The sequence below is a fragment of the Staphylococcus sp. GDX8P114P-2 genome (assembly GCF_017892945.1).
GTDB lineage: Bacteria > Bacillota > Bacilli > Staphylococcales > Staphylococcaceae > Staphylococcus > Staphylococcus arlettae.
Window position 1 is genome coordinate 31,733 of sequence record NZ_JAESMB010000012.1, and the last position, 15,897, is coordinate 47,629.

Here is a 15,897-nt window from a genome sequence, read left to right on the forward strand (position 1 = left end):
ACATTGACTATATTTGTTGTCTTAGATATATTTTAATTATAAACAAAAATGAAATGAGGTGTACGTAGTGTCATATAAAACGTATACATTTTATCAAGATATCTTGATAACTGAAGTGTTCTATGTTGCGACTAAAAATAAGAAAGCATTCAAGCATGAGGTATTAGGTAAAAATACAATTTGTATGTGGACGCAAAAAGATAAAGCAGAAACGTTTCTATCTAAAGAGGATATTGATTATGATGAAATTAAAGCTTTAGATATTGATAAATTTGTTACGTACGAATTGGATAACGTTTTCAAAGAAGGCGACGAAGTATTAATTAATCCTACAAGTACTAACGATGGAGAACTTGTAAATATTATTAATAGTACTAATGAATTAATGAGTGATCTAGACAATATTAGATTAAAAGAATTTAATAATGCAGTGGTTGCTACAGATGAGGTGTACGGTTTAACATCCAAAAATAAAAAGGAATTTATTTTAATTAGTGATGATGAACATGAAAAACCTAATATCATGCCTGTATGGAGTAGTCGTGAACGTGCAGAACGCGTGAGAGATGAAGATTTTGAAGAATGTGATATTATTGAAGTTGAAGGTGAAGTTTTTGCGGAATGGCTAGATGAGTTAAGAGACGATGACAAAGCTGTTGCCGTTGATTTAAAACCGGGCGTTATTGGAACGGTTGTGTCAGCACAAAAACTTATAGATAAAATAACATTTTAAATAAACTTTAACTTAAAAGACGAAATTTTGTTATGACAACAAAATTTCGTCTTTTTGAATTGTTATAAATTAAGTGTACCTAGCGCACCGGAAAAGGCACCGTTTTCAACATAAAAAGGTTTAAATCCTCTTAAAATGGTATAGTCCTCAACTACTTTTTGGAGTAAGTTATTATTATAAAATGATGAGCCAATAAAGACTACATTGTCAGTATTATGTTCCCTAGCTACAGTAATTGCCATAGTAGTTACAACTTCACCAACCACACCCATGACAGAAGCAAGTTTATCTGCATCAGTAAAGTTATCATTTAAATTATGAAGTACGTTACCGAAATTTGCAGCTGTTAAATCACCCGGTATAGGAGGCGTACTATCTTGATAAATATGCTTTACTTTTAAATCGATGATGTCACGATTTCCATTTTGTGCAGTGTTTGTTAATGTTTCATAATCTTGTATTTGAGTCAGTAAATAGCCCAAACCTTGAATCATGCCGCCACCTGCGCCAATGCCACCAACACGTTGCTGACTTTCACCATTATAATAGTGCAATGATGTACCTGTACCTACATTCGTAAAGATGTAGTCATCTAAAAAATGACCTTGTTCATTTAACAGAATTTTTAAACCTTGAGCAGCTGCATCAAATTCTACAAAAATACGCGATGAAGTTTTTAAACGATCTTTTATAGTTGCTGCATGTCCTCCGGTAAGGCTGAGATCCGTACAGTCTATATTATTTAACCAGTGAATAACATCATCAATTTCAGAAGTTAATTTAGTTTTATAAGTTCTGTTGCCTTGTTCATCAATAACAATTTTTATCAACGTTCCCCCAGCATCAATGCCGATTTTCATTTATTGCTCACCTCAAAAAATTTACATTATACATTATATTATAATAAAATGAAGGAAAATAAAATATCAAAATCAAAGGTGCTTACAAAATATAGTAGTTAAGGTTATTTACGGTAAAATGTCTGACGGACTGTAGAGTTTTATCAAAGTATGATTCGGGAAACGTTGGAGCATGCTGAAGTTATGTTAGTTTTCGATGAGGTAGAGGAACTAACTACTATTTAACAAAAATGAAGTACAAGTAATAAACTTTATGGTGCTGTAATAAACGTTTTGAAAGCAATGCGCGGACATATGAAAATACAGTAGGTCATTCATTTGGTTTTTGAATTACGTATATAACTGTTATTGAGCAAAAGATTAAGATATATGGATTATCTATTTGATATTTGTGGTATTTAAATATCATGAAATAAATTAAGCAGGGGATTATTTATGGTTATTAAAAAACAATTTAAAAATATTACAGTTCAACCATTTGAAGAACAATATAGAACAAAGCTTTATGATTTTGAATTAAGTGAAAGACAACAAATTTATTCGTCTTTACCTAAAACAGTGTTAGATGATGCGATAAAAGATGAGGACAGAATTGCGAATATCGTACTTAATGAACAAAATAAAGTCATAGGTTTTTTTGTCTTACATCAATACTATCAACATGAAGGGTACGATACCCCTAAAAAAGTGGTTTATGTTAGGTCATTGTCGATTAATGAAAAATATCAAGGCAATGGTTATGGAACAAAAATTATGATGTTTTTACCACAATATGTTCAATATTTGTTCCCTGAATTTAATCATCTCTATTTAGTAGTTGACGCAGAAAATAAAGGGGCATGGAATGTATATGAACGTGCAGGATTTATGCATACTGCTACTAAAGAAGAAGGACCAATAGGGAAAGAGCGACTCTACTATTTAGATTTAGATTCTAAATATGTTTCATCTTTAATGTTAAAATTGAATCAGGATGATGTAAAATATGGTATACACATGATTGATTTGTTGAAAGATGGACAAAAAGTTGGTTTTATAGGTGTAGAGCAACATGAAGAACGATTAAATATTACTTCAATTGAAGTAGACCAAGCACAACGTTCAAGTGGCATCGCTCAGAGTGCATTAAGACAATTGTCGACGTTTGTGAGAAAATATTTTGAAGGTGTAAATGTAATAACTATTACTCTATATGGTGAACGAAATGAACTGGATACATTATGCTTAAATAGTAATTTTGTTGAAGTAGAATCTGGCGATGATTTTAGTATTTTTGAAAAATATATCAATTACTAGTTTAGATTGCGAAATCAATACTTGTCATTTATAGTTGAGTTTTGTTACTATTAGTTGAGTAAAAAGAGAACTTTATAGATAAAGCCTGTGAAAGGAAGTTTATGAGCTATGAGAATACAAGATTATACTAAAGAAATGGTTGATGAGAAATCATTTATAGACATGGCCTATACGTTATTAAACGAAAAGGCAGATACAATGAATTTATATGATATTATTGATGAGTTTAAAGAATTAGGCCATTATGAAGATCAAGAAGTCGAAGATAGAATTGTACAATTCTATACAGATTTAAATACTGACGGTCGCTTTTTGAATGTTGGGGAAAATGTATGGGGCTTACGTGATTGGTATTCTGTTGATGACATCGAAGAGAAAATTGCACCAACGATTCAGAAGTTTGATATTTTAGATGATGAAGATGAAGAAGACAAAAACTTGAAATTATTAGGTGAGGATGAAACAGAAGAAGAAACTGTACCTACTGAAGATACAAGTGATGAATTAGCTGATCCTGAAGATGAAGAAGTAGACGAAGAAATAGATGAATCTGAAATTGTTATTGATGAAGATGATGAAGACCTAGACGATGAAGAAGAAGAACAAGACGAATTTGACGATGAAGAAGAATAAAAATTTATTCTGTCAGATTTAATTGACTTTTCCTGTGAAAATGATAAAATTTTATTCGGGCTCCTTTAAATAGGACGACGTGTATAAACTATACGCTCCCCCTTACAGTTATGTGAGAGGGAGCTTTTTTTATTTTGTTAAAACTTTAAAATCATTGAGATGTAAAATAATAGTAATAATGTTTATTGTAGTTCAAAAATGCAGTAAAATGGTTGATTATGACATTTCCTATTTCAATGTATCACCCCTTATACGTAGTAAATATTAGGATTATCAATTGCAATACTTTTAATATTGTTTGAATAATAGGAGGACATGAAATGACAAAATTTATTTTTGTAACTGGTGGCGTAGTTTCTTCATTAGGTAAAGGAATCACTGCAGCCTCATTAGGTAGATTACTAAAAGACAGAGGATTGAAAGTAACAATTCAAAAATTTGACCCATACTTAAACGTAGACCCAGGTACGATGAGTCCATATCAACATGGTGAAGTGTTTGTAACAGATGATGGTGCAGAGACTGATTTGGATTTAGGGCATTATGAACGTTTTATTGATATTAATTTGAACAAGTATTCAAATGTGACGGCAGGAAAAGTTTACTCTCACGTTTTGAAAAAAGAACGTAGAGGTGATTATCTTGGTGGGACTGTCCAAGTCATTCCTCACATTACTAATGAAATTAAAGAACGTTTATTATTAGCAGGAGAGAGTACGAATGCCGATGTTGTAATTACCGAAATAGGTGGGACAACTGGTGATATTGAATCATTACCATTCATTGAAGCAATCAGACAAATTCGTAGTGATCTAGGTAGAGAAAATGTAATGTATGTACATTGTACTTTATTACCATATATTAAAGCAGCTGGAGAAATGAAAACAAAACCAACACAACATAGTGTGAAAGAGCTGCGAGGACTAGGTATTCAACCTGATTTGATTGTAGTTCGTACTGAGTATGAGTTAACACAAGACTTAAAAGATAAAATTGCATTATTCTGTGATATTCAAAAAGAAAGTGTTATTGAATGTCGTGATGCTGATTCACTATATGAAATTCCGTTACAATTAAGTCAACAAGAGATGGATGATATTGTTATAAATCGTCTAGAATTGACACCAAAATATGATACTCAATTAGATGAGTGGCAGTTTTTATTAGACACTGTTAACAGTTTGGATGGGACAATAACAATTGGCTTAGTTGGTAAATATGTCAGCTTACAAGATGCTTATCTGTCAGTAGTAGAATCATTAAAACATGCGGGTTACCCGTTCAAAAAAGATATCAATGTGAAGTGGATTGATTCAAGCGAAGTTACAACTGACAATGTAGCAGATTACTTAGGAGAAGTTGATGGCATTTTAGTTCCAGGTGGCTTTGGTTTCAGAGCAAGTGAAGGTAAAATTGCAGCGATTCAATATGCGCGTGAAAACAACGTTCCTTACTTTGGTATCTGTCTAGGTATGCAATTAGCTACAGTTGAATTTGCGAGAAATGTCTTAGGTTTAGAAGGGGCTCATTCTGCTGAATTAGACCCAAATACGCCACATCCTATTATCGATTTATTACCAGAACAGAAAGATATAGAAGATCTAGGAGGTACATTGAGATTAGGTTTATATCCTTGTCATATTCAAGAAGGTACGCTTGCACATCAAATTTATAATGAGACAGATATTGAAGAAAGACATCGTCATCGTTATGAATTTAATAACGAATATAGAGCACAACTTGAAGAACATGGAATGGTATTTTCAGGTACAAGTCCAGATGGTAGATTAGTCGAAATGGTAGAAATACCAGAAAATGATTTCTTTGTGGCTTGTCAGTTCCACCCAGAATTTTTATCTCGTCCTAATCGTCCTCAACAAATCTTTAGAGCATTTATTGAAGCGTCATTAAAACATCAACAACAATAAACTTATAAGAAGAGGCTGGGACAATATTGATTCGTCCTAGTCTCTTTTCATATTGGCAGTAGCTGACTGTATTGAAAATGGGCTTCAAACCAAGCTTTTTCAATGCTAGTCATCCTTATATTTAAAAGTTTATGAAATTGACCGTGCATACTTGCCTGGGGTATGGTTCGAGCCTGTAGTCTCTTACACATACTGAACACCCATGCGTGCTTGACTGAGGATATAAATAGGGGTAAAACAAGAACTTGGTTTTGTATTAAAGACATTTAAAAATAAAGAAAACGTCAATTTCTACATCTGCTTAATAGAAATTGGCGATTATTTTTTATTATAGCTATTTATGTCTCGGACTTTTCTTAAATTTGATTTGGAAACCCCTAAATGTAATAAATCAGTGCAGCCATAAAGCGATTTATTAATCGTTGATGTTGAGTTCTAAATCTCTCGTCATTTCAATCATTTGCGTATAAATCTCATAATAAATGTAGTTAAAAGCCATTGGATGAGGTGTGATGATTTTATCATAATCTTCAGTATAGACGATTGGTCGTGGTGTCTGTAAATTAACAAAATGGAATAAATGATCCGGAAAATCCTCAGTTTTCGGTTTGTTACAAATTAGAACAAAATCAATATCTAAGTTGATAAGTGTATGCACATCTTGCGCTACTTCATCTGTATAAAAAGGAGCGAATAAGAAGACTCTATCGGTTGAATCAAGCGCTTCTGTCATAGTGATCGAGGATAATAAGTCGCTAGATTTTAGTTTTTCATTACTGTTAGTTATAAAGAATTCATAAAATTTTAAATCATCATAACCCTTAACATAGACTGTGCCTTCGCCGCCAATTGCTTGTATCAAACATTGTGCAGCCATTTGGATATCTAATGATTGGTCTTCTAAACGATTAAATATACCAGTAATTTGTGTATTTAATATTTTAGACATGTAATTCTCCTCCGTTCTGATTTCCATTTCATTGTAATTAATTCATGTTTGGAATGCAATAAATGGTAAATTTAAGGAATAATTATAGTAAAATTAACAATTTTTTAAATAAAAACGCTTACAATTCATTGGAAGAATGCATAAGTTAATAAACTCTGCTATAATTAGATTGTAAAAATACGTGCTTAATGCACTCAAGGAGGAACTTTCATGCCTTTAGTTTCAATGAAAGAAATGTTAATTGACGCAAAAGAAAATGGTTATGCAGTTGGTCAATACAACTTAAATAACTTAGAATTTACTCAAGCTATTTTACAAGCTTCTCAAGAAGAAAATGCACCAGTAATCTTAGGAGTATCTGAGGGTGCTGCTCGATATATGGGTGGTTTCTACACAGTAGTTAAAATGGTAGAAGGTTTACTACATGACTTCGAAATTACAATCCCTGTAGCTATTCACTTAGACCACGGTTCAAGTTTCGAAAAATGTAAAGAAGCGATTGATGCTGGTTTCACATCTGTAATGATTGATGCTTCTCATGCACCATTCGAAGAAAACATAGAAATTACTTCTAAAGTTGTTGAATACGCACATGCTAATGGCGTTTCAGTTGAAGCTGAATTAGGTACAGTAGGTGGACAAGAAGATGACGTTGTAGCTGAAGGCGTGATTTACGCTGATCCTAAAGAGTGTCAAGAACTAGTTGAAAGAACTGGTATCGATACTTTAGCTCCAGCTTTAGGTTCTGTACATGGACCATATAAAGGTGAACCTAAATTAGGATTTAAAGAAATGGAAGAAATTGGTGCATCTACAGGTCTACCATTAGTATTACACGGTGGTACTGGTATTCCTACAAAAGACATCCAAAAAGCTATTCCATACGGTACGGCTAAAATTAATGTAAATACAGAAAACCAAATTGCTTCTGCAAAAGCAGTTCGCGAAGTATTAAACAAAGATCAAGAAGTTTATGATCCACGTAAATATTTAGGACCAGCTCGTGAAGCGATTAAAGAAACTGTAAAAGGAAAAATTAAAGAGTTCGGTACTTCTAACCAAGCTAAATAATTAGTATATTTTCTTTCGAACAACTATTATACAGATGTATAATAGTTGTTTTTTTATGTTATAATATAATCGCATTAGTGATATATTTATTTGTTTTTAGTAAAACATATTAAATTAATAAAAAATGTAATAATTAAATGGTTGAAACTAAAGATGTGCGGGAATTGTAACTAATATGAAATATACTGTCATCGAATTGTTAAGGTTTTTAATTGATGGTTTTTGCATTGGACATCAAATTAATTTATAATGCACATATTGTGTAAAATTAGAATTTCTCATTGATAGGCAAAGGAGAACATGCGAATGGCTCAAGAAGTGATAAAAATTAGAGGTGGTCAAACACTAAGTGGAACAGTAAATAACCATGGTGCGAAAAATAGTGCAGTGGCGATTATTCCAGCTGCAATTCTTGCAGAGGATACAGTGACTATTAGTGGTTTACCAGAAATTTCAGATGTTAATACGTTAGTAAGTTTGTTAGGCGATTTAAATATAAATACTACATTAGAAGGCTCAACTTTAAATGTTGATCCAAAATCAATAGAGAATGCACCTTTACCCAACAATAAGGTAGAATCATTACGAGCGTCTTATTATATGATGGGCGCAATGTTGGGTCGTTTTAATAAATGTGTTATTGGATTACCAGGTGGATGCCCATTAGGACCAAGACCGATTGATCAACATATAAAAGGCTTTAAAGCTCTAGGTGCAGAAATTGATGAATCAAGTGATACATCTATGAAACTCGTTGCAGACAAATTAGTAGGAGCAAATATCTTTTTAGATATTGTAAGTGTTGGAGCAACTATTAATATTATGTTGGCTGCTGTTCGAGCAGAAGGGCAAACAATTATCGAAAATGCTGCAAAAGAACCTGAAGTCGTGGACGTAGCTGCATTTTTATCAAGTTTAGGTGCGGATATTAAAGGTGCTGGTACAAGTACAATTAAAATTAATGGTGTTTCAAAGTTACATGGTTCAAATCATCAAGTGATACCAGATCGTATTGAAGCCGGTACATATATGTGTATTGCAGCAGCTTGCGGTGATGATATTAAATTAAATAATATTATTCCAACGCATATAGAACCTTTAGCTGTTAAAATGAAAGAATTAGGTGTAGATATCCAAGTGGATGACGATAGTGTGTCGATAAAACGAAATACACCTTATAAAAGTGTAGATATTAAAACTTTAGTTTACCCAGGGTTTGCAACTGATTTACAACAACCTATTACCCCGCTACTATTTTTAACTGAAGGTGTATCATTCGTCACAGAAACTATTTATCCTGCACGTTTCAGACACGTTGAAGAATTACAAAAAATGGGTGCTAATATTCATTCTGCAGATGGTACAGCTACTATTAAACCATCCCAATTAAAAGGTGCTGAAGTTTATGCAAGTGACTTGAGAGCGGGAGCATGCTTAATAGTTGCAGGATTATTAGCAGAAGGTGTAACTACAATATATAATGTGAAACATATTTATAGAGGTTATACGAATATAGTGAAAACACTTTCTGCATTAGGTGCAGATATTTGGACTGAAGAAATATAAAAAATGTGGTATAATAAATATACTTGATAGAGATCAAGAGTAAAAATCGAAAGCTGATTAGAGGTGAAAATGATGGAGGTATGTCCGTATCTTGAAGAAACTTTTAAAATTGTCGGAAGAAGTTGGAATGGACTTATCATAAATTATTTATCTAGATGTTCAGAACAATCAGCGCATTTTTCCGATATGAAGCGTGACTTAAAAACTATTACACCTAGAGCACTGAGTATAAAGTTGACTGATTTAAGCGAATGGGGATTAGTAGAAAAGAAAGTGATTTCTACAAGCCCGATGAACATCATATATGAATTAACAGATAAAGGTTATGCATTATCACAAGCTTTAGTGCCAATGGAAAAGTGGGCACAAGAATACATTGAACTAGAACAACAGAAATAAAATAATATGAACGAGGCTGGGACAATATTGATTCGTCCTAGTCTTTTTTTATGGGCAGTAGCTGACTGGATTGAAAATGCGCTTCAAACCAAGCTTTTTTCAATACTAGTCATCTTTGCCGGGGTGTTAATACTGATTTATGTATACACGAAATGACGATTGAGACTATAGCTTAGGTCAGAATGAGCATATTTGTTTAAATATCAGTCATGTTAGTTACAATGTGGGTAGAATGAATTAAGGAGTGAGCTTATAATGAGAAATTACACTAAACAATATATCAATGGTGAATGGATTGATAGTGCAAGCGGTGAAAATATTGAAGTGATTAATCCTGCTACCGAAGAAGTAATGGGTACTATTGCTAAAGGTAATAAAGCAGACGTAGATAAAGCAGTGCAAGCAGCGGAAAATGTATATGTTCAATTCAGAAATAGCTCAATCGAAGAACGTAGAAATTTATTAGATAAAATTGTAACAGAATATGAAAATAGAAAAGAAGATTTAGTAGCAGCTATTCGCGACGAATTAGGTGCTCCAACAAAAGTTGCTGAAAATGTACATTATCAAATGGGCTTAGATCATTTCGTAGCAGCTCGAGATGCACTTGATACGTTTGAGTTTGAAGAACGTCGAGGCAATAATTTAGTTGTTAAGGAAGCGATTGGTGTAGCAGGCCTTATTACACCATGGAACTTCCCGACAAACCAAACTTCATTAAAACTTGCTGCCGCATTTGCAGCAGGTAGTACAGTAGTACTAAAACCTTCAGAAGAAACGCCTTTTGCTGCTATAATTTTGGCAGAAATATTTGATAAAGTTGGCGTTCCTAAAGGCGTATTCAATTTAGTTAATGGTGATGGTTCAGGTGTAGGTAACCCATTAAGTGAGCATCCAAGTGTTAGAATGATGTCCTTTACTGGTTCTGGACCAACAGGAGCTAAAATTATGGAAAAAGCCGCTAAAGACTTTAAAAAAGTATCATTAGAATTAGGTGGTAAATCACCTTACATTATATTAGATGATGTAAATATTCAAGAAGCGGCACGTGCAGCGGTAATGAAAGTAGTTAATAATACAGGCCAAGTTTGTACGGCAGGTACTAGAACACTCGTGCCAGAAAGTATTAAAGCAGATTTTCTTACTGCAGTAAAAGAAGAGATGGCTAACATTAAAGTTGGTGATCCGACAGATAGTGAAACTCAAGTAGGTCCAATAATTAGTAAAAAACAATTTGATCAAGTTCAATCCTATATTGATAAAGGTATTGAAGAGGGTGCAGAGTTATTATATGGTGGTCCAGGAAAACCAGAAGGATTAGACAAAGGTTATTTTGCAAGACCAACAATATTTAACAATGTCGATAACCAAATGACAATTGCACAAGAAGAAATTTTTGGTCCAGTGATGTCTGTCATCACATACAATGACTTAGATGAAGCAATAGCTATTGCAAATGATACAAAATACGGTTTAGCTGGATATGTATATGGTGAAAACTTAGATAACTTGCGTAAAGTCGCACGTTCAGTTGAAGCAGGTACTATTGAAATAAATGAAGCAGGTCGTAAACCAGACTTACCATTTGGTGGTTATAAACAATCAGGTATTGGTCGCGAATGGGGAGACTTTGGTATTGAAGAATTCTTAGAAGTTAAATCTATTGCTGGCTATTATCAAGAGGGCTAAAATATCACTATAAAATAAAACTTTAATGATTAACTATGGCTTATATTGTTTATTGATTTGACTATATATGATCAAGTTTTAAGTTACTAGAGAGCGATGCTAAGGAATCAAATATGCACTTTGATTTCTTACTCGCTCTTTTTTTGCATATTTTTAATTACTGAAATAGATTTTGTAATTAAAAAGAAAATTTGCTATAGTTATACAATGAATAGCGACAAAAATAGGCTATTTAAATAAACTTTTTTATGAAATGGGTGCAAGATAATGCCTGAAAAAGCACGTACATCTCCACAGTACGAATCATTCCACGAACTATATAAGAATTACACTACTAAAGAACTCACTCAAAAAGCAAAAACATTAAAGCTTACCAACTATAGTAAATTAAATAAAAAAGAACTTGTGTTAGCTATTATGGAAGCACAAATGGAAAAAGATGGAAATTACTATATGGAAGGTATCCTTGATGATATTCAACAAGATGGTTATGGCTTCTTGAGAACTGTTAACTATTCAAAAGGCGAAAAAGATGTATATATTTCAGCCAGTCAAATTCGACGTTTTGAAATTAAACGTGGTGACAAGGTTACTGGAAAAGTAAGAAAACCAAAAGACAATGAAAAATATTATGGTTTGTTACAAGTTGACTTTGTTAATGATGAAAACGCTGAAGAAGTTAAAAAAAGACCTCATTTCCAAGCTCTCACACCACTTTATCCAGAGGAACGTATTTTATTAGAAACTACTAAAAATCGTTATTCAACTAGAGTAATGGATTTAATAACTCCAATTGGTTTAGGCCAACGTGGACTTATTGTTGCGCCACCAAAAGCCGGTAAAACTTCACTATTAAAAGAAATAGCCAATGCTATAGCAACGAATAAACCTGATGCAGAATTGTTTATTTTGTTAGTTGGAGAACGTCCGGAAGAAGTTACTGATATTGAACGTTCTGTTGAGTCAGCAGAAGTTGTACATTCAACTTTTGATGAACCGCCTCAACACCATGTGAAAGTAGCAGAACTTCTATTAGAGCGTGCCAAACGTTTAGTTGAAATTGGTAAAGATGTCATTATTTTAATGGATTCCATTACACGTTTAGCACGTGCGTACAACTTAGTTATTCCACCTAGTGGCCGTACTTTGTCAGGTGGTTTAGATCCAGCTTCACTTCACAAACCGAAAGCTTTCTTTGGTGCAGCACGTAATATTGAAGCGGGTGGTAGTTTAACAATACTTGCTACCGCACTCGTTGATACAGGTTCTCGTATGGACGATATGATATACGAAGAGTTTAAAGGTACTGGTAATATGGAATTACATTTAGATCGTAAATTAGCTGAACGAAGAGTCTTCCCAGCAATTGACATTGGTCGTAGTTCTACAAGAAAAGAAGAATTGTTAATTTCACCAAAAGAATTAGAATCATTATGGCAATTGAGAAATATGTTTACTGATTCCCTTGATTTTACAGAACGTTTTATTCGTAAATTAAAACGCACTGATGATAACCATACCTTTTTCTTACAACTACAAAAAGCAGCAGAAGAAAGCACAAAGACAGGTAAACCTATCATTTAATTGTTTGATTAAGCACATGCTATATATGGTTATCGATACAACTTTTATGAAACTTTAGATAAAGGGTTGTGTTTTTCAATAATAGCAATTATAATTATTTAGTATTGGGTAAAAAACTCACAAATAACTCTGTTCCAGATGGTTCAGGGCAAAGGAGCTGAAAAAAATGAGACAAAATATTCATCCTGAATACCACAAAGTTATCTTTTTAGATACTACTACAGATTTTAAATTCTTAAGTGGTTCAACAAAAACATCATCAGAAACTATGGAATGGGAAGACGGTAACGAATATCCAGTTATTCGTTTAGATGTATCTTCTGATTCACATCCATTCTACACAGGACGTCAAAAATTCGCTGCTGCGGATGGACGTGTGGAACGTTTCAACAAGAAATTCGGTTACAAATCAAGCAACAGCTAATAGTAGTTGTTATAACGCATCCTCATATTTATATGAGGATGTTTTTTGTTTTATAATGATAATTATTAAAGTGTATGATTTGCTTTTTATTATAAATTTGATTAAAAACAGTTATCAATTTTTAAAGATTTCTGCACGCTAAATATGATATAATAAACCGATTATGTTTTGAAAAAGGTGGAGCTCATAATGTATGAAACTTATCATTCCGGGTGGATTGAATGTATTACTGGAAGTATGTTTAGTGGCAAGTCTGAAGAGTTGATTCGTCGACTGCGTAGAGGTGTTTATGCTAAACAAAAGGTTGTGGTATTTAAACCTGCAATTGATGACAGATACCATAAAGATAAAATTGTTTCTCATAATGGTAATGCCATAGAGGCAATTAACATTACTACAGCTTCTGAAATTTTAAGACACGACTTATCTGAAGTTGATGTTATTGGTATAGATGAAGTTCAGTTTTTCGAGGACGAAGTTGTGAATATTGCAGAACAACTTGCTGCAAGAGGCCATAGAGTAATCACAGCTGGATTAGATATGGATTTTAGAGGGAAACCGTTCAAGCCAATACCAGAATTATTGGCAGTGAGCGAAGTAGTAACTAAATTACAGGCCGTGTGCGCAGTGTGCGGCGCATCATCTAGCAGAACACAACGTTTGATTGATGGTAAACCTGCGAAGATAGATGATCCAATAATTTTAGTTGGCGCAAATGAAAGTTACGAACCTAGATGTCGAGCACATCACATTATCGCACCAAGTGATGAGAAAAAGGAGGAAATGTAGTGTTTGATCAATTAGATATTGTTGAAGAAAGATATGAACAGTTAAATGAGTTACTAAGTGATCCAGAAGTAGTAAATGATTCGAATAAATTAAGAGCCTATTCTAAAGAACAGGCGGATTTACAAAAAACTGTAGATGTTTATAGAGAATATAAGCAAGTCAATGAAGATCTTTCTGAGTTGGAACTAATGTTGCAAGATACAAAAGATAAAGATGAAATTGAGATGCTGAAAGAAGAATTGCACAATAATAAAGCACGTATGCCTGAATTAGAAGAAGAGTTGAAATTCCTACTTATTCCTAAAGATCCGAATGATGATAAAAACGTTATCGTGGAAATTCGAGCAGCAGCTGGTGGAGATGAAGCAGCGATTTTTGCTGGTGATTTATTAAGAATGTATTCACGTTATAGTGAAACACTCGGTTATAAAACGGATATAGTAGAGATGAATGCTAGTGACCACGGTGGTTATAAAGAAGTTAGCTTTATGATTCAAGGGCAAGGTGCATATTCTAAATTAAAATATGAAAATGGTGCACACCGTGTTCAGCGTGTGCCTGAAACAGAATCAGGAGGACGTATACATACGTCTACAGCTACAGTAGCTGTATTACCTGAAGCAGAAGACGTTGAAATAGAAATACGTAATGAAGATATTAAAATTGACACATATCGTTCTAGTGGTGCAGGTGGTCAACACGTAAATACAACAGATTCAGCAGTAAGAATTACTCACTTACCTACAGGTACAGTAGTAACGTCGCAAGATGAAAAATCTCAAATTAAAAACCGTGAAAAAGCAATGAAAGTGTTAAAAGCGCGTGTTTATGACATGAAGGTACAAGAAGAACAAGCTAAATATGCTTCGGAAAGAAAATCAGCTGTTGGTACTGGTGATCGTTCTGAACGTATTAGAACGTATAACTATCCTCAAAATCGTGTGACGGATCATAGAATTGGTTTAACTATACAAAAGTTAGATCAAATTATGGAAGGTAAAATTGATGAAATTATTGATGCGTTAACACTTTCAGAACAAACTGAAAAATTGAAAGAACTTAACGATGGTGAACTTTAAGACATATATTGAGCATGCTAAGGCGCACTGTTCAACATTAGGCTACGAAACTTCAAGGGTAGATTGGTTAATAATGGATTTAATGAATTGGTCACGTTTAGACATGGTACTTCATTCTAGTGAGCAATTAACCGCAACAGACAAGGAAAAATTAGATAATGCTTTAACTCGTTTATATCAAGGGGAACCGGTACAATATATTGTTGGTTTTCAAACATTTTATGGTGAACGATTTACTGTCAATGAAAATTGTCTGATTCCTAGGCCAGAAACAGAAGAGGTTATGTTGCATTTTTTAAACATGTTACATGCTGGTGATACCATTGTAGATATTGGTACGGGTAGTGGTAATATACCGATTATGTTAAAAAAGTTAATGCCTACCTTAAATGTTTATGCTACCGACATTGCATCTGAGACGTTAGAGATTGCTCGGCAAAATGCAAGACAACATGAAGTAGATATTCAGTTTTTGTTAGGTGATACATTAAATCCTTTAATTGAGCAAGGGATTAAGTTAAACGGTTTGATTTCAAATCCGCCCTATATTGAAAATAATGAAGCAACACTGATGAGTGATACGGTATTAGACTACGAACCACATCGCGCATTATTTGCTGAGGATAACGGTTTAGCTATCTACAAAGCAATATTACGAAATTTACCAGCAGTTTTATGTGAAGGTGCACCTGTTGTTTTTGAAATAGGACACAACCAAGGTGATAAATTATGTGAGATAATCAATGAACTGTATCCACATATTAAAGTAGCAGTTTTGAAAGATATTAATAACAATAATCGAATAGTTTCATTTAGATGGTAAGAAGTTATGTATTTTATGTGTATGTCACATAACTGCATAACTTTTTATTATATTTTAAAATATAATAAAAAGGA

15 protein-coding genes are annotated in these 15,897 nt (G+C 33.3%); 13 read left to right on the top strand and 2 right to left on the bottom strand.

Translation table 11 applies throughout. From position 1 onward, the window contains the following. The first annotated feature begins 67 nt into the window (after positions 1-67). Complete coding sequence (locus KA845_RS06270) at positions 68-733, top strand: DUF2750 domain-containing protein (protein WP_021459005.1); 666 nt, start codon at positions 68-70, stop codon at positions 731-733. 62 nt (positions 734-795) lie between these two features. Here the strand turns inward: KA845_RS06270 and coaW are convergent, their stop codons facing one another. After that, complete coding sequence (gene coaW / locus KA845_RS06275; RefSeq protein WP_210127866.1) at positions 796-1,593, bottom strand: type II pantothenate kinase; 798 nt, start codon at positions 1,591-1,593, stop codon at positions 796-798. Between the two features lie 435 nt (positions 1,594-2,028). Between coaW and KA845_RS06280 the strand changes: the two genes are divergently transcribed. The 3 genes from KA845_RS06280 to KA845_RS06290 all read left to right on the top strand — a co-directional run bounded on the left by KA845_RS06280 (position 2,029) and on the right by KA845_RS06290 (position 5,450). Beyond that, entirely contained in the window at positions 2,029-2,889 is an 861-nt protein-coding gene (locus KA845_RS06280) for a GNAT family N-acetyltransferase (RefSeq protein ID WP_002510337.1), read from the top strand. 108 nt (positions 2,890-2,997) lie between these two features. Beyond that, entirely contained in the window at positions 2,998-3,522 is a 525-nt protein-coding gene (gene rpoE / locus KA845_RS06285; protein WP_002510336.1) for a DNA-directed RNA polymerase subunit delta, read from the top strand. A gap of 320 nt (positions 3,523-3,842) precedes the next feature. Further along, a complete protein-coding gene (locus tag KA845_RS06290; RefSeq protein ID WP_002510335.1) occupies positions 3,843-5,450 on the top strand; it encodes a CTP synthase in 1,608 nt (535 codons plus the stop codon). Between the two features lie 415 nt (positions 5,451-5,865). On the opposite strand, the gene KA845_RS06295 is transcribed toward KA845_RS06290, so the two are convergent. After that, positions 5,866-6,399, bottom strand: a complete 534-nt coding sequence (locus KA845_RS06295; protein WP_021459002.1) for a DUF2529 family protein — start codon at positions 6,397-6,399, stop codon at positions 5,866-5,868. Positions 6,400-6,609: 210 nt separating this feature from the next. Here KA845_RS06295 and fdaB point away from each other — a divergent pair, with 210 nt between their 5' ends. The 9 genes from fdaB to prmC all read left to right on the top strand — a co-directional run bounded on the left by fdaB (position 6,610) and on the right by prmC (position 15,823). Next, positions 6,610-7,470, top strand: a complete 861-nt coding sequence (gene fdaB, locus KA845_RS06300; protein ID WP_002510333.1) for a class IIb fructose-bisphosphate aldolase FdaB — start codon at positions 6,610-6,612, stop codon at positions 7,468-7,470. Positions 7,471-7,776: 306 nt separating this feature from the next. Next, on the top strand, positions 7,777-9,036 hold the full coding sequence (locus KA845_RS06305; RefSeq protein ID WP_103388813.1) for a UDP-N-acetylglucosamine 1-carboxyvinyltransferase: 1,260 nt from the start codon (positions 7,777-7,779) through the stop codon (positions 9,034-9,036). Positions 9,037-9,108: 72 nt separating this feature from the next. Beyond that, positions 9,109-9,435 carry a winged helix-turn-helix transcriptional regulator gene (locus KA845_RS06310; protein WP_002510331.1) on the top strand — a complete coding sequence of 109 codons (327 nt, stop codon included), beginning with the start codon at positions 9,109-9,111 and terminating at the stop codon, positions 9,433-9,435. 255 nt (positions 9,436-9,690) lie between these two features. Beyond that, positions 9,691-11,124, top strand: a complete 1,434-nt coding sequence (locus KA845_RS06315) for an aldehyde dehydrogenase family protein (protein WP_002510330.1) — start codon at positions 9,691-9,693, stop codon at positions 11,122-11,124. Between the two features lie 267 nt (positions 11,125-11,391). Beyond that, on the top strand, positions 11,392-12,708 hold the full coding sequence (gene rho / locus KA845_RS06320) for a transcription termination factor Rho (RefSeq protein WP_002510329.1): 1,317 nt from the start codon (positions 11,392-11,394) through the stop codon (positions 12,706-12,708). 166 nt (positions 12,709-12,874) lie between these two features. Then, on the top strand, positions 12,875-13,132 hold the full coding sequence (locus tag KA845_RS06325; protein WP_002510328.1) for a type B 50S ribosomal protein L31: 258 nt from the start codon (positions 12,875-12,877) through the stop codon (positions 13,130-13,132). A gap of 189 nt (positions 13,133-13,321) precedes the next feature. Then, on the top strand, positions 13,322-13,921 hold the full coding sequence (locus tag KA845_RS06330; protein ID WP_002510327.1) for a thymidine kinase: 600 nt from the start codon (positions 13,322-13,324) through the stop codon (positions 13,919-13,921). Further along, entirely contained in the window at positions 13,921-15,000 is a 1,080-nt protein-coding gene (prfA, locus tag KA845_RS06335) for a peptide chain release factor 1 (protein WP_210127867.1), read from the top strand. Before KA845_RS06330 ends, prfA begins: the two co-directional genes overlap by 1 nt. Then, positions 14,987-15,823, top strand: a complete 837-nt coding sequence (gene prmC / locus KA845_RS06340) for a peptide chain release factor N(5)-glutamine methyltransferase (RefSeq protein ID WP_167868158.1) — start codon at positions 14,987-14,989, stop codon at positions 15,821-15,823. Before prfA ends, prmC begins: the two co-directional genes overlap by 14 nt. Positions 15,824-15,897 lie beyond the last annotated feature (74 nt).

Coding starts and splice junctions, on each gene's coding strand:
- KA845_RS06280 (WP_002510337.1), top strand. CDS start 2,029: ATGGTTATTAAAAAACAATTTAAAAATATTACAGTTCAACCATTTGAA.
- KA845_RS06310 (WP_002510331.1), top strand. CDS start 9,109: ATGGAGGTATGTCCGTATCTTGAAGAAACTTTTAAAATTGTCGGAAGA.
- KA845_RS06315 (WP_002510330.1), top strand. CDS start 9,691: ATGAGAAATTACACTAAACAATATATCAATGGTGAATGGATTGATAGT.
- KA845_RS06330 (WP_002510327.1), top strand. CDS start 13,322: ATGTATGAAACTTATCATTCCGGGTGGATTGAATGTATTACTGGAAGT.
- coaW (WP_210127866.1), bottom strand. CDS start 1,593: ATGAAAATCGGCATTGATGCTGGGGGAACGTTGATAAAAATTGTTATT.
- KA845_RS06290 (WP_002510335.1), top strand. CDS start 3,843: ATGACAAAATTTATTTTTGTAACTGGTGGCGTAGTTTCTTCATTAGGT.
- KA845_RS06325 (WP_002510328.1), top strand. CDS start 12,875: ATGAGACAAAATATTCATCCTGAATACCACAAAGTTATCTTTTTAGAT.
- KA845_RS06295 (WP_021459002.1), bottom strand. CDS start 6,399: ATGTCTAAAATATTAAATACACAAATTACTGGTATATTTAATCGTTTA.
- rho (WP_002510329.1), top strand. CDS start 11,392: ATGCCTGAAAAAGCACGTACATCTCCACAGTACGAATCATTCCACGAA.
- KA845_RS06305 (WP_103388813.1), top strand. CDS start 7,777: ATGGCTCAAGAAGTGATAAAAATTAGAGGTGGTCAAACACTAAGTGGA.
- rpoE (WP_002510336.1), top strand. CDS start 2,998: ATGAGAATACAAGATTATACTAAAGAAATGGTTGATGAGAAATCATTT.
- fdaB (WP_002510333.1), top strand. CDS start 6,610: ATGCCTTTAGTTTCAATGAAAGAAATGTTAATTGACGCAAAAGAAAAT.
- prmC (WP_167868158.1), top strand. CDS start 14,987: ATGGTGAACTTTAAGACATATATTGAGCATGCTAAGGCGCACTGTTCA.